29 protein-coding genes are annotated in these 18801 nt (G+C 66.5%); all 29 read left to right on the top strand.

The window, feature by feature from the left end:
- Positions 1 to 238: 238 nt before the first annotated feature.
- Positions 239 to 703 (top strand): DUF1707 and DUF4190 domain-containing protein, encoded by a 465-nt coding sequence (locus OG841_RS19145; RefSeq protein WP_328640388.1) that lies wholly within the window; start codon positions 239 to 241, stop codon positions 701 to 703.
- A gap of 356 nt (positions 704 to 1059) precedes the next feature.
- Positions 1060 to 1431, top strand: coding sequence for a 30S ribosomal protein S12 (gene rpsL / locus OG841_RS19140; protein WP_003948652.1), 372 nt, complete (start codon positions 1060 to 1062; stop codon positions 1429 to 1431).
- Positions 1432 to 1433: 2 nt separating this feature from the next.
- The gene (gene rpsG / locus OG841_RS19135; RefSeq protein WP_005481264.1) at positions 1434 to 1904 is read left to right on the top strand and encodes a 30S ribosomal protein S7; all 471 of its coding nucleotides are present in this window, start codon (positions 1434 to 1436) and stop codon (positions 1902 to 1904) included.
- 39 nt (positions 1905 to 1943) lie between these two features.
- Positions 1944 to 4070 carry an elongation factor G gene (gene fusA, locus OG841_RS19130; protein ID WP_266560763.1) on the top strand — a complete coding sequence of 709 codons (2127 nt, stop codon included), beginning with the start codon at positions 1944 to 1946 and terminating at the stop codon, positions 4068 to 4070.
- Positions 4071 to 4225: 155 nt separating this feature from the next.
- Positions 4226 to 5419 (top strand): elongation factor Tu, encoded by a 1194-nt coding sequence (gene tuf, locus OG841_RS19125; protein ID WP_057607917.1) that lies wholly within the window; start codon positions 4226 to 4228, stop codon positions 5417 to 5419.
- 287 nt (positions 5420 to 5706) lie between these two features.
- Entirely contained in the window at positions 5707 to 6909 is a 1203-nt protein-coding gene (locus OG841_RS19120) for an acyltransferase family protein (protein ID WP_371570758.1), read from the top strand.
- A 75-nt stretch (positions 6910 to 6984) separates the two neighbouring features.
- Complete coding sequence (locus tag OG841_RS19115; RefSeq protein ID WP_328640390.1) at positions 6985 to 7338, top strand: hypothetical protein; 354 nt, start codon at positions 6985 to 6987, stop codon at positions 7336 to 7338.
- Positions 7339 to 7384: 46 nt separating this feature from the next.
- Positions 7385 to 8116, top strand: a complete 732-nt coding sequence (locus OG841_RS19110) for a hypothetical protein (RefSeq protein ID WP_371570755.1) — start codon at positions 7385 to 7387, stop codon at positions 8114 to 8116.
- A gap of 763 nt (positions 8117 to 8879) precedes the next feature.
- Positions 8880 to 9188 (top strand): 30S ribosomal protein S10, encoded by a 309-nt coding sequence (gene rpsJ, locus OG841_RS19105; RefSeq protein WP_003948644.1) that lies wholly within the window; start codon positions 8880 to 8882, stop codon positions 9186 to 9188.
- Positions 9189 to 9205: 17 nt separating this feature from the next.
- Positions 9206 to 9850: a 50S ribosomal protein L3 gene (gene rplC / locus OG841_RS19100; protein WP_007384065.1), complete on the top strand. Its 645-nt coding sequence runs from the start codon at positions 9206 to 9208 to the stop codon at positions 9848 to 9850.
- Between the two features lie 5 nt (positions 9851 to 9855).
- The gene (gene rplD / locus OG841_RS19095) at positions 9856 to 10512 is read left to right on the top strand and encodes a 50S ribosomal protein L4 (RefSeq protein WP_069762816.1); all 657 of its coding nucleotides are present in this window, start codon (positions 9856 to 9858) and stop codon (positions 10510 to 10512) included.
- A complete protein-coding gene (gene rplW, locus OG841_RS19090) occupies positions 10512 to 10931 on the top strand; it encodes a 50S ribosomal protein L23 (protein ID WP_037719147.1) in 420 nt (139 codons plus the stop codon). The genes rplD and rplW overlap by 1 nt, the downstream gene beginning before the upstream one ends.
- A 38-nt stretch (positions 10932 to 10969) precedes the next feature.
- Positions 10970 to 11806, top strand: coding sequence for a 50S ribosomal protein L2 (gene rplB, locus OG841_RS19085; RefSeq protein WP_328640392.1), 837 nt, complete (start codon positions 10970 to 10972; stop codon positions 11804 to 11806).
- 12 nt (positions 11807 to 11818) lie between these two features.
- On the top strand, positions 11819 to 12100 hold the full coding sequence (gene rpsS, locus OG841_RS19080) for a 30S ribosomal protein S19 (RefSeq protein WP_057607913.1): 282 nt from the start codon (positions 11819 to 11821) through the stop codon (positions 12098 to 12100).
- 44 nt (positions 12101 to 12144) lie between these two features.
- Positions 12145 to 12492 (top strand): 50S ribosomal protein L22, encoded by a 348-nt coding sequence (gene rplV, locus OG841_RS19075; RefSeq protein WP_006604878.1) that lies wholly within the window; start codon positions 12145 to 12147, stop codon positions 12490 to 12492.
- Positions 12492 to 13316 carry a 30S ribosomal protein S3 gene (rpsC, locus tag OG841_RS19070; protein WP_062023386.1) on the top strand — a complete coding sequence of 275 codons (825 nt, stop codon included), beginning with the start codon at positions 12492 to 12494 and terminating at the stop codon, positions 13314 to 13316. The genes rplV and rpsC overlap by 1 nt, the downstream gene beginning before the upstream one ends.
- 5 nt (positions 13317 to 13321) lie before the next feature.
- Positions 13322 to 13741, top strand: coding sequence for a 50S ribosomal protein L16 (gene rplP, locus OG841_RS19065; RefSeq protein WP_004927269.1), 420 nt, complete (start codon positions 13322 to 13324; stop codon positions 13739 to 13741).
- Positions 13741 to 13965 (top strand): 50S ribosomal protein L29, encoded by a 225-nt coding sequence (gene rpmC / locus OG841_RS19060; protein WP_005481220.1) that lies wholly within the window; start codon positions 13741 to 13743, stop codon positions 13963 to 13965. Before rplP ends, rpmC begins: the two co-directional genes overlap by 1 nt.
- On the top strand, positions 13965 to 14252 hold the full coding sequence (gene rpsQ / locus OG841_RS19055; protein ID WP_007384073.1) for a 30S ribosomal protein S17: 288 nt from the start codon (positions 13965 to 13967) through the stop codon (positions 14250 to 14252). The genes rpmC and rpsQ overlap by 1 nt, the downstream gene beginning before the upstream one ends.
- 97 nt (positions 14253 to 14349) lie before the next feature.
- On the top strand, positions 14350 to 14718 hold the full coding sequence (gene rplN, locus OG841_RS19050) for a 50S ribosomal protein L14 (protein ID WP_003998823.1): 369 nt from the start codon (positions 14350 to 14352) through the stop codon (positions 14716 to 14718).
- A 2-nt stretch (positions 14719 to 14720) separates the two neighbouring features.
- Positions 14721 to 15044 (top strand): 50S ribosomal protein L24, encoded by a 324-nt coding sequence (rplX, locus tag OG841_RS19045; RefSeq protein ID WP_003992365.1) that lies wholly within the window; start codon positions 14721 to 14723, stop codon positions 15042 to 15044.
- Positions 15044 to 15601, top strand: coding sequence for a 50S ribosomal protein L5 (gene rplE / locus OG841_RS19040; RefSeq protein ID WP_020135807.1), 558 nt, complete (start codon positions 15044 to 15046; stop codon positions 15599 to 15601). Before rplX ends, rplE begins: the two co-directional genes overlap by 1 nt.
- A gap of 5 nt (positions 15602 to 15606) precedes the next feature.
- Positions 15607 to 15792, top strand: a complete 186-nt coding sequence (locus tag OG841_RS19035) for a type Z 30S ribosomal protein S14 (protein ID WP_003948630.1) — start codon at positions 15607 to 15609, stop codon at positions 15790 to 15792.
- Between the two features lie 207 nt (positions 15793 to 15999).
- Entirely contained in the window at positions 16000 to 16398 is a 399-nt protein-coding gene (gene rpsH, locus OG841_RS19030) for a 30S ribosomal protein S8 (protein ID WP_057607912.1), read from the top strand.
- Between the two features lie 24 nt (positions 16399 to 16422).
- Entirely contained in the window at positions 16423 to 16962 is a 540-nt protein-coding gene (gene rplF, locus OG841_RS19025) for a 50S ribosomal protein L6 (RefSeq protein ID WP_020118535.1), read from the top strand.
- 3 nt (positions 16963 to 16965) lie between these two features.
- Entirely contained in the window at positions 16966 to 17349 is a 384-nt protein-coding gene (rplR, locus tag OG841_RS19020) for a 50S ribosomal protein L18 (RefSeq protein WP_057607911.1), read from the top strand.
- A gap of 38 nt (positions 17350 to 17387) precedes the next feature.
- On the top strand, positions 17388 to 17996 hold the full coding sequence (gene rpsE / locus OG841_RS19015) for a 30S ribosomal protein S5 (RefSeq protein ID WP_010354225.1): 609 nt from the start codon (positions 17388 to 17390) through the stop codon (positions 17994 to 17996).
- On the top strand, positions 17996 to 18178 hold the full coding sequence (rpmD, locus tag OG841_RS19010) for a 50S ribosomal protein L30 (protein WP_005481207.1): 183 nt from the start codon (positions 17996 to 17998) through the stop codon (positions 18176 to 18178). Before rpsE ends, rpmD begins: the two co-directional genes overlap by 1 nt.
- Positions 18179 to 18180: 2 nt before the next feature.
- Positions 18181 to 18636 carry a 50S ribosomal protein L15 gene (gene rplO / locus OG841_RS19005; protein WP_007384079.1) on the top strand — a complete coding sequence of 152 codons (456 nt, stop codon included), beginning with the start codon at positions 18181 to 18183 and terminating at the stop codon, positions 18634 to 18636.
- Positions 18637 to 18801: the final 165 nt, after the last annotated feature.

Raw genomic sequence — 18801 nt, 5'->3', positions numbered from 1 at the left:
GGGGGTGCGGGAACCTGTCCCGGTATCGGAGCGTTGGAGCATCATGGAGGCATTCGACCGCCCAGGGGGTGCTCCTGTGTCGCAACCGTCGTGGCAAGCATGGCAGGGCAAGGACGAGTCGCCGTCAGAGCCGGGACGGGACGGACCGGCAGCGCGGCCCTGGACCGGCGCGCACGCTCCCGTCGCGCGCCCCTGGCCCGCGTACCCCGTCCCGCAGGCCCCGCCGAGTGCCTCCGCCATGCTTGCCTCGCATGCCGACCGTGAGCGCGCCGTCGATGTGCTTCGGGCCGGCTACGGGGAGGGGCGGCTGGAGAAGGGCGAGTTCGACAAGCGGGTGGAGCGGGCCTACGGCGCCCGTACGGTCGGGGAGTTGGCGTTGCTCGTGTCCGATCTGCCGCTCGGGCCCATGCCCCAGCCGGCGCCCGTCACCGCCGTACCGCGGACCTTCCTGCCCGCCCCGCGGCCGCGGGCGAACGGGAAGGCGGTCGGAGCCGCGGTGTGCGGGCTGCTGTGTGTGCCGACCCTCGGGTTCACCGCGATTCCGGCGGTGATCCTCGGGCACGCGGCGCGCGCGGAGATCGACCGGACGGGAGAGAGCGGCGACGGGCTCGCGCTGACCGGGCTGGTGTTCGGCTGGCTGTCGATCGCCGCGTGGTCGATCCTGATGACGCTGCTGATCGCCGTGGGACTCGCCTCCGGGTGAGCCCCGTGGGCGGAGGGTCGGTGGGGGCCCGGGGGGTCGGTCTCCACATGTGCGCAGTGTGAAATCGAAGATCATCCACGGTGTAGGGGCTTGACACCGGTCGCCCCGAGAGGTTGCCGCCGTCCATTTGTTTTGACCGCAGCGAATCAGCTGGGTACGCTCAGACCTTGTGCCTGGGGTGTGCCCTGGTTCTCGTGCGTGCCTTCAACCGCACTAGGGGAGCCTCGAGCGGCCACCGTAATCTGCGCCCTTTTCGCCTCGCGGCGGAAGTCCGCCGGATTCGACACACCCGACCGCGTGGGTCGGCGAAGTTCCAGGTTAGCTTCACCATTCGGCACACAGAAACCGGAGAAGTAGTGCCTACGATCCAGCAGCTGGTCCGGAAGGGCCGGCAGGACAAGGTCGAGAAGAACAAGACGCCCGCACTCGAGGGTTCCCCTCAGCGTCGTGGCGTCTGCACGCGTGTGTTCACGACCACCCCGAAGAAGCCGAACTCGGCCCTGCGTAAGGTCGCGCGTGTGCGTCTGACCAGCGGGATCGAGGTCACTGCTTACATTCCGGGTGAGGGACACAACCTGCAGGAGCACTCCATCGTGCTCGTGCGTGGCGGTCGTGTGAAGGACCTGCCCGGTGTTCGTTACAAGATCATCCGCGGTTCGCTCGACACCCAGGGTGTCAAGAACCGCAAGCAGGCCCGCAGCCGCTACGGCGCCAAGAAGGAGAAGTAGAAATGCCTCGTAAGGGCCCCGCCCCGAAGCGCCCGGTCATCATCGACCCGGTCTACGGTTCTCCTCTGGTGACCTCCCTCATCAACAAGGTGCTGCTGAACGGCAAGCGCTCCACCGCCGAGCGCATCGTGTACGGCGCCATGGAGGGCCTGCGCGAGAAGACCAGCAACGACCCGGTCATCACGCTGAAGCGCGCGCTGGAGAACATCAAGCCGACCCTCGAGGTCAAGTCCCGCCGTGTCGGTGGCGCGACCTACCAGGTCCCGATCGAGGTCAAGCCGGGCCGTGCGAACACGCTCGCCCTGCGCTGGCTGGTCGGTTACTCCCGCGCCCGTCGCGAGAAGACCATGACCGAGCGTCTGCTCAACGAGCTTCTCGACGCTTCGAACGGCCTCGGTGCGGCCGTCAAGAAGCGCGAGGACACCCACAAGATGGCCGAGTCCAACAAGGCCTTCGCGCACTACCGCTGGTAGTCGCAGACCCCATCGAGACCGAGAGAAGACCGAAGCCTTATGGCTACCACTTCACTTGACCTGGCCAAGGTCCGCAACATCGGGATCATGGCCCACATCGACGCGGGCAAGACGACCACCACCGAGCGGATCCTCTTCTACACCGGCGTCAGCTACAAGATCGGTGAGGTCCACGACGGCGCCGCCACCATGGACTGGATGGAGCAGGAGCAGGAGCGTGGCATCACGATCACCTCTGCTGCCACCACCTGTCACTGGCCGCTCGAGGACAACGACTACACGATCAACATCATCGACACCCCCGGGCACGTCGACTTCACGGTCGAGGTGGAGCGTTCGCTCCGCGTGCTCGACGGTGCCGTCACGGTGTTCGACGGTGTCGCCGGTGTCGAGCCGCAGTCCGAGACGGTGTGGCGTCAGGCCGACCGTTACGGCGTGCCGCGCATCTGCTTCGTGAACAAGCTGGACCGTACCGGCGCCGAGTTCCACCGCTGTGTGGACATGATCTCGGACCGTCTGGGTGCCGTGCCGCTGGTCATGCAGCTGCCGATCGGTGCCGAGATGGACTTCAAGGGCGTTGTGGACCTGGTCCGCATGAAGGCGCTCGTGTGGTCCGCCGAGGCGGCGAAGGGCGAGATGTACGACGTCGTCGACATCCCGGCCACGCACACCGAGGCCGCCGAGGAGTACCGCGGCAAGCTGGTCGAGGCCGTCGCGGAGAACGACGACGAGATCATGGAGCTGTTCCTGGAGGGCCAGGAGCCCACCGAGGAGCAGCTGTACGCCGCGATCCGTCGCATCACCATCGCGTCCGGCAAGTCCGACGGCGTCACCGTCACCCCGGTGTTCTGTGGCACCGCGTTCAAGAACAAGGGCGTCCAGCCCCTGCTCGACGCGGTCGTGCGCTACCTGCCGACCCCGCTCGACGTCGAGGCCATCGAGGGCCACGACGTCAAGGACCCCGAGGTCGTCGTCAAGCGCAAGCCGTCCGACGAGGAGCCGCTGTCCGCGCTGGCGTTCAAGATCATGAGCGACCCGCACCTCGGCAAGCTCACCTTCGTCCGGATCTACTCCGGTCGCCTGGAGTCCGGCACCGCGGTGCTGAACTCCGTCAAGGGCAAGAAGGAGCGCATCGGCAAGATCTACCGCATGCACGCGAACAAGCGTGAGGAGATCGAGTCGGTGGGCGCCGGCGACATCGTCGCCGTGATGGGCCTGAAGCAGACCACCACCGGTGAGACGCTGAGCGACGACAAGAACCCGGTCATCCTGGAGTCCATGGACTTCCCGGCGCCGGTCATCCAGGTCGCCATCGAGCCCAAGTCCAAGGGTGACCAGGAGAAGCTGGGTGTCGCCATCCAGCGTCTCGCGGAGGAGGACCCCTCCTTCCAGGTCCACTCGGACGAGGAGACCGGCCAGACCATCATCGGTGGTATGGGCGAGCTGCACCTCGAGGTGCTGGTCGACCGTATGCGCCGTGAGTTCAAGGTCGAGGCCAACGTCGGTAAGCCGCAGGTCGCCTACCGTGAGACGATCCGCAAGGCCGTCGAGCGCGTCGACTACACGCACAAGAAGCAGACTGGTGGAACCGGCCAGTTCGCCAAGGTGCAGATCGCGATCGAGCCGATCGAGGGCGGCGACGCCTCGTACGAGTTCGTGAACAAGGTGACCGGTGGTCGTATCCCGAAGGAGTACATCCCTTCGGTCGACGCCGGTGCGCAGGAGGCCATGCAGTTCGGCATCCTCGCCGGGTACGAGATGACGGGCGTCCGCGTCATTCTTCTCGACGGTGCCTACCACGAGGTCGACTCCTCCGAGCTCGCGTTCAAGATCGCCGGCTCGCAGGCCTTCAAGGAGGCCGCGCGCAAGGCCAGCCCCGTGCTGCTCGAGCCGATGATGGCCGTCGAGGTCACCACGCCCGAGGACTACATGGGTGACGTCATCGGCGACATCAACTCCCGCCGTGGTCAGATCCAGGCCATGGAGGAGCGGGCCGGTGCCCGCGTCGTGAAGGGCCTCGTGCCCCTCTCGGAGATGTTCGGCTACGTCGGAGACCTCCGCAGCAAGACGTCGGGTCGCGCAAGCTACTCGATGCAGTTCGACTCCTACGCCGAGGTTCCGCGGAACGTCGCCGAGGAGATCATCGCGAAGGCCAAGGGCGAGTAACGCACCGCGTTCGCACGCTTTAGGCTTGACTCCGGAGCCCGGAGGGGCATTCACCCGCATTTGCGGGGGGAGTGCCCCCGGGCCGAGGCTTTCCAGCAAAGATCACCTGGCGCCGATGAAGCAAGGCGTTCAGAACCACTCCACAGGAGGACCCCGTGGCGAAGGCGAAGTTCGAGCGGACTAAGCCCCACGTCAACATCGGCACCATCGGTCACATCGACCACGGTAAGACGACCCTCACGGCCGCCATTACCAAGGTGCTGCACGACGCGTACCCCGACCTGAACGAGGCCTCGGCGTTCGACCAGATCGACAAGGCTCCCGAGGAGCGCCAGCGCGGTATCACCATCTCGATCGCGCACGTCGAGTACCAGACCGAGACGCGTCACTACGCCCACGTCGACTGCCCCGGTCACGCGGACTACATCAAGAACATGATCACGGGTGCGGCGCAGATGGACGGCGCCATCCTCGTGGTCGCCGCCACCGACGGCCCGATGCCGCAGACCAAGGAGCACGTACTCCTGGCCCGCCAGGTCGGCGTTCCCTACATCGTCGTCGCCCTGAACAAGGCCGACATGGTGGACGACGAGGAGATCCTGGAGCTCGTCGAGCTCGAGGTGCGTGAGCTCCTCTCCGAGTACGAGTTCCCGGGCGACGACCTGCCGGTCGTCAAGGTCTCCGCGCTCAAGGCGCTCGAGGGTGACAAGGAGTGGGGCCAGACCGTCCTCGACCTGATGAAGGCCGTCGACGAGTCCATCCCGCAGCCCGAGCGTGACGTCGACAAGCCGTTCCTCATGCCCATCGAGGACGTCTTCACGATCACCGGTCGCGGTACGGTCGTCACCGGCCGTATCGAGCGTGGTGTCCTGAAGGTCAACGAGACCGTCGACATCATCGGCATCAAGACCGAGAAGACCACCACCACGGTCACCGGTATCGAGATGTTCCGCAAGCTGCTCGACGAGGGCCAGGCCGGTGAGAACGTCGGTCTGCTCCTCCGTGGCATCAAGCGCGAGGACGTCGAGCGCGGCCAGGTCATCATCAAGCCGGGCTCGGTCACCCCGCACACCGAGTTCGAGGCGCAGGCCTACATCCTGTCCAAGGACGAGGGTGGCCGCCACACGCCGTTCTTCAACAACTACCGTCCGCAGTTCTACTTCCGTACGACGGACGTGACCGGCGTGGTGACCCTCCCCGAGGGCACCGAGATGGTCATGCCGGGTGACAACACCGAGATGAAGGTGGAGCTCATCCAGCCCGTCGCCATGGAAGAGGGCCTGAAGTTCGCCATCCGTGAGGGTGGTCGCACGGTGGGCGCCGGCCAGGTCACCAAGATCAACGCCTGATCTTGACCTGACAGGTCTCCGAGACCCGTAGGTCTCTGAAGGGGCCCGTACGACTTCGGTCGTACGGGCCCCTTCGCCTTCGTGGGGGGTTGCCCGCCCAGCGGGTGAAGAGTGGGCGAACTCAGCGGGACGTCTTCCCGAGGCTTCGGCCAACTGTCCGCCGAGGCTGCCCCGAATGCGCCTGTCTGGCCGCTGTGGGGTGGTTGTGAGGGTCGTAGCCTGAGGCGTCCGGTGGCCATTCCCGGCCCGGGATTCCCTCGCGAGGACGGACGGACACGCAGGTGTCGATGCAGGATGCGGAGCGCAGAACGTCGATACCCCGACGGGTCGTCAGCGGCCTGCAGCAGCCGCTTCCGCCCCTCACCGTGCCCGCCCCGCCGGGACGGCCCGCCCGCCCCGCCCGGCACGCCGCCGTACGGGACCGCGCCGGCCGCCGGCTCTACGCCATCGACGGCATCCGGCTCCTCGCCGCGCTGATGGTCGCCGTGCACCACTACGCCGGCACGAACCGCGTCGACCGGCCGGGCAACCGCATCTGGGACCGCTCGGTCTCCGACATCATGCCGACGGTCTTCCGGTTCGCCTCCTACGGCTGGATCGGCGTCGAGATCTTCTTCGTGATCAGCGGCTTCGTGATCTGCATGTCCTGCTTGGGCCGTACCCCCAGGCAGTTCTTCACGTCACGGGTGATCCGCCTGTACCCGGCGTACTGGTTCGCCATCGCCTTCACCACGGCCGTCCTGATGCTGCTGCCCGGCGTGTGGGACCGCCTGCGCATGCGGGACGTACTCCTCAACATCACGATGCTCCAGTCCGGTTCGGGCGTCATGAACGTCGACGGCGTCTACTGGACCCTCTGGTCGGAGCTGCGTTTCTACCTGCTGTTCCTGGTGGTCGTGTGGAGCGGCCTGACCTACCGCAAGGTCGTCGTCTTCTGCTGTGTGTGGGGCGCCGCGGCCATGCTCGCCCCGATCTCGAAGCTCCCCCTGCTGGAACTGGTCGCCAACCCGGAGGGCGCCTGGTACTTCATCGCGGGCCTGGCGCTGTATCTGATGCACCGCTTCGGCCAGGACCTGCTGCTGTGGGGCATCCTCGCGATGGCCTGGCTGATGGGCCAGCGCGAACTCGGCATCAGGATCGACGAGGTCGAGCATGTGTCGGGGTGGCGGGGGAGCGTGGCGATCTTCACCGTGTTCCTGCTCGTCATGGTCGCCGTCGCTCTCGGCGCCACGGACCGCATCCGCTGGAAGTGGCTGGTGACGGCGGGCGCGTTGACGTACCCGCTGTATCTGATGCACTACGCGGCCGGTACGGCGGTCATCAACCGCCTGCGCGACACCATGGACGCCCGCCTGCTGGTCGTCTCCGTGATCGCCGGCTTCCTGCTGCTGAGCTGGCTGGTGCACCGGTTCGTGGAGCGGCCGGTGGCCCGGCTGCTGAAGCGGGGTCTTGACACGTCGTTCGCACGGCTGAGGAACGCCGGGACCTGAATCCCGTACGACGGCCCGGGCATCTGAGTACGAACGCTCATGCGACCGCGGGCGCCCGAGCGTTGTGATGGACCCATGCCGGACCTCACGCTCGACGACGACCGCGCGACCGACGCCTGGGTCGCCCCGCTGCTCTCGACGCTCCTCACCCTGCCCGCGTGTGTGCTCGTCTACTTCGTCGGCGGCTTCTCCGCGATGGCCTGCGACTCCTGCGCGGGCCCGGAGGCCGACCGCTTCGAGTCGACCTTCGGCATCGCCTTCCCGGTGCTGCTCGGGGGCCTCGGGATCGCCCTGTTCCTGCTTGCGGCCAGCTGGGCCCTGCCGTGGGAGCGCCGCAGCACGTCCCGCCGGGTGGGGTTCGCGCTCGCGGCGCCGGCGATGGTGCCGTGCGTGTACGGCGTGTTCATGGCGCTGGTCGACTGGCCGTAGGGCAAGCGGAAGTCATGATCCGGCGGCCCAGGCTCAGGACACCGGGATCACCGTGTCCGACATCGTGATCAACAAGGGCAAGCCGATGGTCGTCGGCACCTCGAAGGTGGTGGAGCCGTCCCTCACCTTCAAGATCACCCTGTCCTCCGGGTACAGCACGAGCGACCCGTTCCGGTACGACGCGTTCCCCTTCCTCTACCGGGGAGCCCTGCCGCAGGACCTGGCCGGCTCCATGGACAACTACATCGGCCCCGGCGGCTACACCTGCTACGAACAGAGCGACAAGAAGGCCGAGTGCGAGGGGTCCCTGTACATCGACCCCCACCCGAGCCATGACGAGGTCGACTCCAACAATGACGCCACCACCTGGAAGACCGGCGTCTCCCTGCTCCTGTTCAAGGCCAACGGAAACGTCGCGGCCCACGAGCGCGAGACCCGGTCCCTGACCGTCCGGCTCAAGCGGGCGGCGAAGGTCACGGTGAACGCCTCGCCGGAGCCGGTCGCCAAGGGCAGGAAGATCACCGTCACCGGCAAGCTCACCCGGGCGGACTGGGCGACCAAGAAGTACGGCGGCTACGGCGGCCGTTCGGTCAGCCTCCAGTTCCGTGAGACGGGCACCAGCTCCTTCGTGACGGTCAAGAAGGTCACGTCCAGCAGCACCGGTGCCCTGAAGACCACGGTCACCGCGTCGAAGGACGGGACCTGGCGCTGGTCGTACGGGGGCAACGACACGACGGGCGGCGCGACCAGCGGTGGGGACCACGTCGACGTGCGCTGACGTGGTCGGTATGGGTGCTCGTCCGATTCGGTCGCGGTTCGGTCGAATCCCGAGCCCCAGGCCTGGCCGATCCCGCCCCCCCGGACGACGAGTGGGGTGTCGCGGTCATCGCGACCGTCGGGCGGCAGCTGAGGCTTCGACGGGAGGCGGTCGGGTACGGCGAGGACCCGGTCTGCAAGATCGAGGGCGGGAAGCGGATTCCCCGCCCCGCGTATCCGGACCTGGCCGACGAGGTCCCGAATGGCTTGCGGTCGACGGGCTCGACGGTGAAGAGGCCCTCTGCGAAGTCCTGGGCGAGGAGCAGTCGGGCGCGCGGCACGAGGCGGCGCTCGGCGAGGAGTGCCGCGCATTCCGCTGCGCCTTCTCCGCGGCGACCTGGAGCGCTGTGTTTGACCTGCGTCACTCCCGGGGTATTGTCTCCGGCTCGATTGGCCAGGGCCCTGCCCCGTATGGCAGACTAGCGGGGTTGCTCGGTCGAGTGTTGATGCTGCGCGCCTCCCGCCGGGAGGCCTGGAAGCGAGTCCCACAGTACTCGTCGCCCTAACTGTCATATGGCAGCGCTGGGGCGGACGTACGGGAATCTTCCGGGAAGTGGAGTGCGGCACTGGCCAGGCACCCGGTGAACCTCTTTCCCAGATCAGGGATGTTCGAACAAGGGACATCTGTGTCAGTGAGAGTGCGACACGCCCGACCGCGTGGGTCGGAGGAAGTCACGGAACACCGGGTTCCAGAGCTGTAAAAGAGACAGGACTACGGAGTAGCCATGGCGGGACAGAAGATCCGCATCCGGCTCAAGGCCTACGACCACGAGGTCATCGACTCCTCGGCGAAGAAGATCGTCGAGACGGTGACGCGCACTGGTGCGTCGGTCGCGGGCCCGGTGCCGCTGCCCACTGAGAAGAACGTGTACTGCGTCATCAAGTCGCCGCACAAGTACAAGGACTCGCGCGAGCACTTCGAGATGCGCACGCACAAGCGTCTGATCGACATCCTCGACCCGACCCCCAAGACCGTTGACTCTCTGATGCGACTCGACCTCCCGGCCGGTGTCGACATCGAGATCAAGCTCTGAGGCCGGTGATCTGAACGATGGCTAAGCAGATCAAGGGCATCCTGGGCGAGAAGCTCGGCATGACGCAGGTGTGGGACGAGAACAACCGTGTTGTTCCGGTCACCGTCGTCAAGGCCGGCCCCAATGTCGTGACCCAGGTCCGTACGAACGACGCCGACGGCTACGAGTCCGTCCAGATCGCGTTCGGCGAGATCGACCCGCGCAAGGTGAACAAGCCCCTCAAGGGCCACTTCGCCAAGGCCGACGTCACTCCCCGCCGCCACCTCGTCGAGATCCGTACCGCTGACGCCAGCGAGTACACCCTCGGCCAGGAGATCACCGCCGAGGTGTTCGAGGCCGGCATCAAGGTCGACGTGACCGGCAAGAGCAAGGGCAAGGGCTTCGCCGGTGTCATGAAGCGTCACAACTTCAAGGGCCTCGGCGCCGGTCACGGCACCCAGCGCAAGCACCGCTCTCCCGGTTCCATCGGTGGCTGCGCCACCCCGGGCCGCGTGTTCAAGGGCCTCCGCATGGCGGGTCGTATGGGCAACGAGCGGGTCACCACCCAGAACCTGACCGTTCACGCCGTTGACGCGGAGAAGGGCCTGCTCCTCATCAAGGGCGCGGTTCCTGGTCCGAACGGCGGCCTCGTCCTGGTCCGCACCGCGGCCAAGGGGGCCTGAGGACTATGAGCACCATTGACATTCTGTCGCCCTCCGGCGACACCGCCGGGACCGTTGAGCTCCCGGCCGAGATCTTCGACGTAGAGAAGATCAGCATTCCGCTGCTTCACCAGGTCGTCGTCGCGCAGCTGGCCGCCGCCCGTCAGGGCACGCACAAGGTCAAGCGTCGTGGCGAGGTCCGCGGTGGCGGCAAGAAGCCCTACCGCCAGAAGGGCACCGGCCGCGCCCGTCAGGGTTCGACCCGTGCGCCGCAGTTCGCCGGCGGTGGCGTCGTTCACGGCCCCACGCCGCGTGACTACTCGCAGCGGACCCCGAAGAAGATGAAGGCCGCGGCTCTGCGCCACGCCCTCACCGACCGGGCCCGCAACAACCGCATCCACGTCGTCTCCGGCCTCATCGAGGGCGAGTCGCCTTCGACGAAGGCCGCGAAGACGCTCTTCGGCAAGATCAGCGAGCGCAAGAACCTGCTGCTCGTCATCGACCGTGCCGACGAGGCCGCGTGGCTGTCCGCTCGCAACCTGCCCCAGGTCCACATCCTGGAGCCGGGCCAGCTGAACACGTACGACGTTCTCGTCTCGGACGACGTGGTCTTCACCCAGGCCGCTTTCGAGTCCTTCGTGTCTGGCCCCAAGGCCGCTGACACCGAAGGGAGCGAAGCCTGATGGCTACGCGTCACCCGAGCATCGCCTCGAAGGCCGCCAAGGCGGCCAAGGCCGCGCGCGTCGCCAAGGCGCGCCGCCACGAGGCCGAGGGCAAGAACACCGTCGTCACTCCGGCGAGCAAGGCCTTCACGGACCCCCGTGACGTCCTGCTGAAGCCGGTCGTGTCCGAGAAGAGCTACGCGCTTCTCGACGAGGGCAAGTACACGTTCATCGTGGCCCCCGGCGCCAACAAGACCCAGATCAAGCAGGCCGTCCAGGCGGTCTTCTCGGTCAAGGTCACCGGCGTCAACACGATCAACCGCCAGGGCAAGCGCAAGCGGACCCGCACCGGCTTCGGCAAGCGTGCCGACAGCAAGCGCGCGATCGTGACCCTTGCCGAGGGCGACCGTATCGACATCTTCGGCGGTCCGACCGCGTAAGCGGGTCGGATCGTCCGATATCGGACGAGGACTGAGAAATGGGAATCCGCAAGTACAAGCCGACTACGCCGGGCCGTCGTGGCTCCAGCGTCGCCGACTTCGTCGAGGTCACGCGGTCCACGCCGGAGAAGTCGCTGGTCCGCCCGCTGCACAGCAAGGGCGGCCGTAACAACGCCGGTCGTGTGACCGTTCGCCACCAGGGTGGCGGACACAAGCGCGCCTACCGAGTGATCGACTTCCGTCGTCACGACAAGGACGGCGTGCCGGCGAAGGTCGCGCACATCGAGTACGACCCCAACCGCACCGCGCGCATCGCGCTGCTGCACTACGCGGACGGCGAGAAGCGCTACATCCTCGCCCCGCGCAACCTGCAGCAGGGTGACCGTGTCGAGAACGGTCCCGGGGCCGACATCAAGCCGGGCAACAACCTGGCGATCCGCAACATCCCGGTCGGTACCACGATCCACGCGATCGAGATCCGTCCGGGTGGCGGCGCCAAGTTCGCCCGCTCCGCCGGTGCCTCCGTGCAGCTGCTCGCGAAGGAGGGCTCGATGGCCCACCTCCGCATGCCGTCCGGTGAGATCCGCCTGGTCGACCAGCGCTGCCGCGCCACGGTCGGCGAGGTCGGCAACGCCGAGCAGAGCAACATCAACTGGGGTAAGGCCGGCCGCAAGCGCTGGCTGGGCGTCCGCCCGACCGTTCGCGGTGTGGCGATGAACCCGGTTGACCACCCCCACGGTGGTGGTGAGGGCAAGACCTCCGGTGGTCGCCACCCGGTCAGCCCCTGGGGTCAGAAGGAGGGTCGTACTCGTTCGCCGAAGAAGGCTTCGAACAAGTACATCGTCCGCCGCCGCAAGACGAACAAGAAGCGCTAGGAGCGGGTTTAGATGCCGCGCAGTCTCAAGAAGGGGCCCTTCGTCGACGACCACCTGATCAAGAAGGTGGACGCCCAGAACGAAGCCGGTTCCAAGAACGTCATCAAGACCTGGTCCCGTCGCTCCATGATCGTGCCGGCCATGCTCGGCCACACGCTCGCGGTGCACAACGGCAAGACCCACATCCCGGTGTTCGTCACCGAGTCGATGGTCGGCCACAAGCTCGGCGAGTTCTCGCCGACGCGCACCTTCCGGGGTCACGTCAAGGACGACCGGAAGTCGAAGCGCCGCTAAACGCGGATCGCATTCAGACACGTAAGTAACTGAGAGGGACAACCATGGAAGCCAGGGCCCAGGCGCGGTACATCCGCGTTACGCCCATGAAGGCCCGCCGCGTGGTGGACCTTATCCGTGGCATGGACGCCACGGAGGCTCAGGCGGTCCTGCGATTCGCTCCGCAGGCCGCCTCCGTGCCCGTCGGCAAGGTGCTCGACAGCGCCATCGCCAACGCCGCACACAACTACGACCACACCGACGCCGGCAGCCTCGTCATCTCCGAGGCGTACGTCGACGAGGGCCCGACCCTGAAGCGGTTCCGTCCGCGCGCCCAGGGCCGTGCCTACCGGATCCGCAAGCGGACCAGCCACATCACCGTGGTCGTCAGCAGCAAGGAAGGAACCCGGTAATGGGCCAGAAGGTAAACCCGCACGGGTTCCGGCTCGGTGTCACCACGGACTTCAAGTCCCGGTGGTACGCCGACAAGCTGTACAAGGACTACGTCAAGGAAGACGTCGCCATCCGTCGGATGATGACGTCCGGCATGGAGCGCGCCGGCATCTCGAAGGTGGAGATCGAGCGCACCCGTGACCGCGTGCGTGTGGACATCCACACCGCTCGTCCGGGCATCGTCATCGGCCGCCGTGGCGCCGAGGCCGACCGCATCCGCGGTGACCTCGAGAAGCTCACGGGCAAGCAGGTCCAGCTGAACATCCTCGAGGTCAAGAACCCCGAGACGGACGCTCAGCTGGTTGCTCAGGCCGTCGCCGAGCAGCTCTCCTCCCGCGTCTCCTTCCGCCGCGCCATGCGTAAGAGCATGCAGTCGGCGATGAAGGCCGGCGCCAAGGGCATCAAGATCCAGTGCGGTGGCCGCCTCGGCGGCGCCGAGATGTCCCGCTCGGAGTTCTACCGCGAGGGCCGTGTGCCCCTGCACACGCTCCGCGCGAACGTGGACTACGGCTTCTTCGAGGCCAAGACGACCTTCGGCCGCATCGGTGTGAAGGTCTGGATCTACAAGGGCGATGTCAAGAACATCGCCGAGGTCCGCGCCGAGAACGCTGCCGCCCGTGCGGGTAACCGCCCGGCTCGCGGTGGCGGTGCCGACCGCCCGGCCCGTGGTGGCCGCGGTGGCGAGCGGCGCGGTCGCAAGCCGCAGCAGGCTGCCGGCGCCGAGGCCCCCAAGGCCGAGGCTCCCGCCGCCGCTCCGGCTGAGAGCACCGGAACGGAGGCCTGACCGACATGCTGATCCCCCGTAGGGTCAAGCACCGCAAGCAGCACCACCCGAAGCGCCGTGGTCAGGCCAAGGGCGGTACGACGGTCGCGTTCGGCGAGTACGGCATTCAGGCCCTCACGCCGGCGTACGTGACCAACCGCCAGATCGAGGCGGCCCGTATCGCGATGACCCGCCACATCAAGCGTGGTGGCAAGGTCTGGATCAACATCTACCCGGACCGCCCGCTCACGAAGAAGCCTGCCGAGACCCGCATGGGTTCCGGTAAGGGTTCGCCGGAGTGGTGGATCGCGAACGTGCACCCGGGCCGGGTCATGTTCGAGCTGTCCTACCCCAACGAGAAGATCGCCCGTGAGGCCCTGACTCGCGCCGCTCACAAGCTGCCGATGAAGTGCCGGATCGTCAAGCGCGAGGCAGGTGAAGCGTGATGTCGGCCGGTACCAAGGCGTCCGAGCTGCGCGAACTGGGTGACGAGGAGCTTCTCAACAAGCTCCGCGAAGCCAAGGAAGAGCTGTTCAACCTCCGCTTCCAGGCGGCGACGGGTCAGCTCGAGAACCACGGTCGGCTCAAGGCCGTCCGTAAGGACATCGCGCGGATCTACACCCTGATGCGTGAGCGCGAGCTGGGCATCGAGACGGTGGAGAGCGCCTGATGAGTGAGAGCAACGTGACTGAGCAGACTGCAGAGGCCCGCGGCTTCCGCAAGACCCGTGAGGGTCTCGTCGTCAGCGACAAGATGGACAAGACCGTCGTCGTCGCCGTCGAGGACCGCGTCAAGCACGCGCTGTACGGCAAGGTCATCCGCCGTACCAACAAGCTCAAGGCGCACGACGAGCAGAACGCTGCCGGCGTCGGCGACCGGGTCCTCCTCGCGGAGACCCGCCCGCTGTCGGCGACCAAGCGCTGGCGCGTCGTCGAGATCCTCGAGAAGGCCAAGTAATTTCCTGCGAGGCACCCCTCGCAGGACAGTTCCGCCAGGCTCCGGGGGCCGTTTCTGAACGGCCCCCGGGGAACCGGCAGACAAACAGGAGATAGACGTGATCCAGCAGGAGTCGCGACTGCGTGTCGCCGACAACACTGGTGCGAAGGAGATCCTTTGCATCCGTGTGCTCGGTGGCTCCGGTCGCCGCTACGCGGGCATCGGTGACGTCATCGTCGCCACCGTCAAGGACGCGATCCCCGGTGGCAACGTGAAGAAGGGTGACGTCGTCAAGGCGGTCATCGTTCGCACCGTCAAGGAGCGCCGCCGTCCGGACGGCTCGTACATCCGCTTCGACGAGAACGCCGCCGTCATTCTGAAGAACGACGGCGACCCTCGCGGCACCCGCATCTTCGGCCCGGTCGGGCGCGAGCTGCGCGAGAAGAAGTTCATGAAGATCATCTCGCTGGCTCCGGAGGTGCTGTAAGCATGAAGATCAAGAAGGGCGACCTGGTCCAGGTCATCACCGGTAAGGACAAGGGCAAGCAGGGCAAGGTCATCGCGGCCTTCCCCCGTGAGGACCGTGTCCTGGTCGAGGGTGTCAACCGGGTCAAGAAGCACACCAAGGCCGGCCCGACCGCTCGCGGTTCGCAGGCCGGTGGCATCGTCACGACCGAGGCGCCGATCCACGTCTCCAACGTCCAGCTGGTCGTTGAGAAGGACGGCAACAAGGTTGTCACGCGTGTCGGTTACCGCTTCGACGACGAGGGCAACAAGATCCGCGTTGCCAAGCGGACGGGTGAGGACATCTGATGGCTACCACCACGACTCCGCGTCTCAAGACGAAGTACCGCGAGGAGATCGCGGGCAAGCTGCGTGACGAGTTCAAGTACGAGAACGTCATGCAGATCCCCGGCCTCGTCAAGATCGTGGTCAACATGGGTGTGGGCGACGCCGCCCGCGACTCCAAGCTGATCGAGGGCGCCATCCGCGACCTCACCACGATCACCGGTCAGAAGCCGGCCGTCACCAAGGCCCGCAAGTCCATCGCGCAGTTCAAGCTGCGTGAGGGCCAGCCGATCGGTGCCCACGTCACACTCCGTGGCGACCGCATGTGGGAGTTCCTGGACCGCACCCTGTCGCTCGCGCTGCCGCGCATCCGCGACTTCCGTGGTCTGTCCCCCAAGCAGTTCGACGGCCGTGGCAACTACACCTTCGGTCTCACCGAGCAGGTCATGTTCCACGAGATCGACCAGGACAAGATCGACCGTACCCGGGGCATGGACATCACCGTGGTGACCACGGCGACCAACGACGCTGAGGGCCGCGCGCTCCTTCGTCACCTCGGCTTCCCCTTCAAGGAGGCGTGAGCGAGATGGCGAAGAAGGCTCTGATTGCCAAGGCTGCTCGCAAGCCCAAGTTCGGTGTTCGCGGCTACACGCGCTGCCAGCGCTGCGGCCGTCCGCACTCCGTGTACCGCAAGTTCGGCCTGTGCCGCGTCTGCCTTCGTGAGATGGCTCACCGTGGCGAGCTGCCGGGCGTGACCAAGAGCTCCTGGTAATCCCCGTTTAGGGATTCCCGAAGCTCTCGGTAAGCAATGGGCGTGTCAGGCGCCCACCCTTTCATGGCTTAGGCTTGGAGGGTTGGGCGCCTGACGCCCGTACGACTTACTACGCCGTAGGTCCACCGCACCGCACCCGCCTCGTCTCGGATCGAGGAGAGGGATGGGCACCTGGAAACCCCGGCGAGAGAGGCCGAAGGCCAATTCATGACCATGACTGATCCGATCGCAGACATGCTTACGCGTCTGCGGAACGCGAACTCGGCATACCACGACTCCGTGACGATGCCGGCGTCCAAGATCAAGTCTCACATCGCGGAGATCCTCCAGCAGGAGGGCTTCATCACGGGCTGGAAGGTCGAGGACGCCGAGGTCGGCAAGAGCCTCGTTCTCGAGCTGAAGTTCGGCCCGAACCGTGAGCGCTCCATCGCGGGCATCAAGCGGATCTCCAAGCCCGGTCTCCGGGTTTACGCGAAGTCCACCTCCCTGCCGAAGGTGCTGGGCGGCCTCGGCGTGGCGATCATCTCCACGTCGCACGGGCTCCTCACCGACAAGCAGGCCGGCAAGAAGGGCGTGGGTGGGGAAGTCCTCGCCTACGTCTGGTAGCGGAAGGGAACGGAGGAAACAGCTATGTCGCGTATTGGCAAGCTCCCCATCACGGTTCCCGCCGGCGTGGACGTCACCATCGACGGCCGTACGGTCTCGGTCAAGGGCCCCAAGGGTTCCTTGAGCCACACCGTCGCTGCGCCGATCGACATCGCCAAGGGTGAGGACGGCGTTCTCAACGTCACCCGCCCCAACGACGAGCGTCAGAACAAGGCCCTGCACGGCCTGTCCCGCACGCTGGTGGCGAACATGATCACCGGCGTGACCCAGGGTTACGTGAAGAAGCTCGAGATCAGCGGTGTCGGTTACCGCGTACAGGCCAAGGGATCGAACCTCGAGTTCGCTCTCGGCTACAGCCACCCGATCACCGTCGAGGCCCCCGAGGGCATCACCTTCAAGGTGGAGGCCCCCACCCGGTTCTCGGTCGAGGGCATCGACAAGCAGAAGGTCGGCGAGGTTGCGGCCAACATCCGCAAGCTGCGCAAGCCCGACCCGTACAAGGCCAAGGGCGTCAAGTACGAGGGCGAAGTCATCCGCCGCAAGGTCGGAAAGGCGGGTAAGTAAGCCATGGCATACGGACAGAAGATCCTCAAGGGCGACGCTTACAAGCGTGCCGCGATCAAGCGTCGCCACATCCGGATCCGTAAGCACATCTCGGGTACGGCTGAGCGTCCGCGCCTGGTCGTGACGCGCTCCAACCGCCACATCGTGGCCCAGGTCATCGACGACATCAAGGGTCACACCCTGGCGTCGGCGTCGACCCTGGACACCACGATCCGCGGCAACGAGGGCGACAAGTCCGCGCAGGCCAAGTCGGTCGGCGCCCTGGTTGCCGAGCGCGCCAAGGCCGCCGGTGTCGAGGCTGTCGTATTCGACCGTGGTGGCAACCAGTACGCCGGGCGCATCGCCGCCCTGGCGGACGCCGCCCGCGAAGCCGGGCTCAAGTTCTGAGCCGCTTCCGTAGCTAGCGGAAAGAGAGAGGTAATCCAATGGCTGGACCCCAGCGCCGTGGAAGCGGTGCCGGTGGCGGCGAGCGGCGGGACCGGAAGGGCCGTGACGGCGGCGCTGCTGCCGCCGAGAAGACCGCGTACGTTGAGCGCGTTGTCGCGATCAACCGCGTCGCCAAGGTTGTGAAGGGTGGTCGTCGCTTCAGCTTCACTGCGCTCGTCGTAGTGGGCGACGGTGACGGCACCGTGGGTGTCGGTTACGGCAAGGCCAAGGAGGTGCCGGCCGCCATCGCCAAGGGTGTTGAGGAGGCCAAGAAGCACTTCTTCAAGGTCCCCCGTATCCAGGGCACCATCCCGCACCCGATCACGGGTGAGAAGGCGGCGGGCGTCGTCCTGCTCAAGCCGGCGTCCCCCGGTACCGGCGTTATCGCCGGTGGCCCGGTGCGTGCCGTGCTCGAGTGCGCCGGCGTTCACGACATCCTGTCGAAGTCGCTCGGCTCGTCGAACGCGATCAACATCGTGCACGCGACCGTGGAGGCCCTCAAGGGCCTGCAGCGTCCCGAGGAGATCGCGGCCCGCCGTGGTCTGCCGCTCGAGGACGTCGCTCCCGCGGCTCTGCTGCGTGCGCGTGCCGGGGCTGGTGCTGCGTAATGGCTCAGCTCAAGATCACGCAGACGAAGTCGTACATCGGCAGCAAGCAGAACCACCGTGACACCCTGCGCTCCCTTGGTCTCAAGGGCATCAACACGCAGGTCGTCAAGGAGGATCGTCCCGAGTTCCGCGGCATGGTGCACACCGTCCGCCACCTCGTGACGGTCGAGGAGGTCGACTGATCATGGCGGAGAACAACCCGCTCAAGATCCACAACCTCCGTCCCGCCCCGGGCGCCAAGACCGCCAAGACCCGTGTGGGTCGTGGTGAGGCGTCGAAGGGTAAGACGGCCGGTCGTGGTACCAAGGGTACGAAGGCCCGTTACCAGGTTCCGGAGCGCTTCGAGGGTGGGCAGATGCCCCTCCACATGCGTCTTCCGAAGCTGAAGGGCTTCAAGAACCCGTTCAAGACCGAGTTCCAGGTCGTGAACCTCGACAAGCTGGGCGCGCTGTACCCCGAGGGTGGCGAGGTCACCGTCGAGGACCTCGTGGCCAAGGGTGCCGTTCGCAAGAACAGCCTCGTCAAGGTCCTCGGCCAGGGCGAGATCTCCGTGGCGCTGCAGGTGACGGTCGACGCCGTCTCCGGCTCCGCCAAGGAAAAGATCACCGCCGCCGGTGGCACGGTCACCGAGCTCGTCTGAGATCCGCAGGCGTCTCGATGACGTAAGCAGTCCCGACCGGGGATACCTCACAACGGGGTATCCCCGGTTGGTCGTTCCACCGCAGGCCTTGTCGCCGGTAAGGTGGCCTGCACTGCTTTCCCACATATTCGTCGAACCTCAAGACCGTCACCCTTGACGCAGTAG

The organism is Streptomyces canus (assembly GCF_041435015.1).
GTDB classification, from domain to species: Bacteria; Actinomycetota; Actinomycetes; order Streptomycetales; family Streptomycetaceae; genus Streptomyces; species Streptomyces canus_G.
This window is presented reverse-complemented; position numbering and strand designations above follow the sequence as displayed.

Bases quoted from the DNA above. Each gene is read 5' to 3' on its own strand.
- OG841_RS19145 (WP_328640388.1), top strand. From the start codon at position 239: ATGCTTGCCTCGCATGCCGACCGTGAGCGCGCCGTCGATGTGCTTCGG.
- rpsG (WP_005481264.1), top strand. From the start codon at position 1,434: ATGCCTCGTAAGGGCCCCGCCCCGAAGCGCCCGGTCATCATCGACCCG.
- fusA (WP_266560763.1), top strand. From the start codon at position 1,944: ATGGCTACCACTTCACTTGACCTGGCCAAGGTCCGCAACATCGGGATC.
- OG841_RS19120 (WP_371570758.1), top strand. From the start codon at position 5,707: ATGCAGGATGCGGAGCGCAGAACGTCGATACCCCGACGGGTCGTCAGC.
- OG841_RS19115 (WP_328640390.1), top strand. From the start codon at position 6,985: ATGCCGGACCTCACGCTCGACGACGACCGCGCGACCGACGCCTGGGTC.
- rpsJ (WP_003948644.1), top strand. From the start codon at position 8,880: ATGGCGGGACAGAAGATCCGCATCCGGCTCAAGGCCTACGACCACGAG.
- rplC (WP_007384065.1), top strand. From the start codon at position 9,206: ATGGCTAAGCAGATCAAGGGCATCCTGGGCGAGAAGCTCGGCATGACG.
- rplD (WP_069762816.1), top strand. From the start codon at position 9,856: ATGAGCACCATTGACATTCTGTCGCCCTCCGGCGACACCGCCGGGACC.
- rplW (WP_037719147.1), top strand. From the start codon at position 10,512: ATGGCTACGCGTCACCCGAGCATCGCCTCGAAGGCCGCCAAGGCGGCC.
- rplB (WP_328640392.1), top strand. From the start codon at position 10,970: ATGGGAATCCGCAAGTACAAGCCGACTACGCCGGGCCGTCGTGGCTCC.
- rpsS (WP_057607913.1), top strand. From the start codon at position 11,819: ATGCCGCGCAGTCTCAAGAAGGGGCCCTTCGTCGACGACCACCTGATC.
- rplV (WP_006604878.1), top strand. From the start codon at position 12,145: ATGGAAGCCAGGGCCCAGGCGCGGTACATCCGCGTTACGCCCATGAAG.
- rpsC (WP_062023386.1), top strand. From the start codon at position 12,492: ATGGGCCAGAAGGTAAACCCGCACGGGTTCCGGCTCGGTGTCACCACG.
- rplP (WP_004927269.1), top strand. From the start codon at position 13,322: ATGCTGATCCCCCGTAGGGTCAAGCACCGCAAGCAGCACCACCCGAAG.
- rpmC (WP_005481220.1), top strand. From the start codon at position 13,741: ATGTCGGCCGGTACCAAGGCGTCCGAGCTGCGCGAACTGGGTGACGAG.
- rpsQ (WP_007384073.1), top strand. From the start codon at position 13,965: ATGAGTGAGAGCAACGTGACTGAGCAGACTGCAGAGGCCCGCGGCTTC.
- rplX (WP_003992365.1), top strand. From the start codon at position 14,721: ATGAAGATCAAGAAGGGCGACCTGGTCCAGGTCATCACCGGTAAGGAC.
- rplE (WP_020135807.1), top strand. From the start codon at position 15,044: ATGGCTACCACCACGACTCCGCGTCTCAAGACGAAGTACCGCGAGGAG.
- OG841_RS19035 (WP_003948630.1), top strand. From the start codon at position 15,607: ATGGCGAAGAAGGCTCTGATTGCCAAGGCTGCTCGCAAGCCCAAGTTC.
- rpsH (WP_057607912.1), top strand. From the start codon at position 16,000: ATGACCATGACTGATCCGATCGCAGACATGCTTACGCGTCTGCGGAAC.
- rplF (WP_020118535.1), top strand. From the start codon at position 16,423: ATGTCGCGTATTGGCAAGCTCCCCATCACGGTTCCCGCCGGCGTGGAC.
- rplR (WP_057607911.1), top strand. From the start codon at position 16,966: ATGGCATACGGACAGAAGATCCTCAAGGGCGACGCTTACAAGCGTGCC.
- rpsE (WP_010354225.1), top strand. From the start codon at position 17,388: ATGGCTGGACCCCAGCGCCGTGGAAGCGGTGCCGGTGGCGGCGAGCGG.
- rpmD (WP_005481207.1), top strand. From the start codon at position 17,996: ATGGCTCAGCTCAAGATCACGCAGACGAAGTCGTACATCGGCAGCAAG.
- rplO (WP_007384079.1), top strand. From the start codon at position 18,181: ATGGCGGAGAACAACCCGCTCAAGATCCACAACCTCCGTCCCGCCCCG.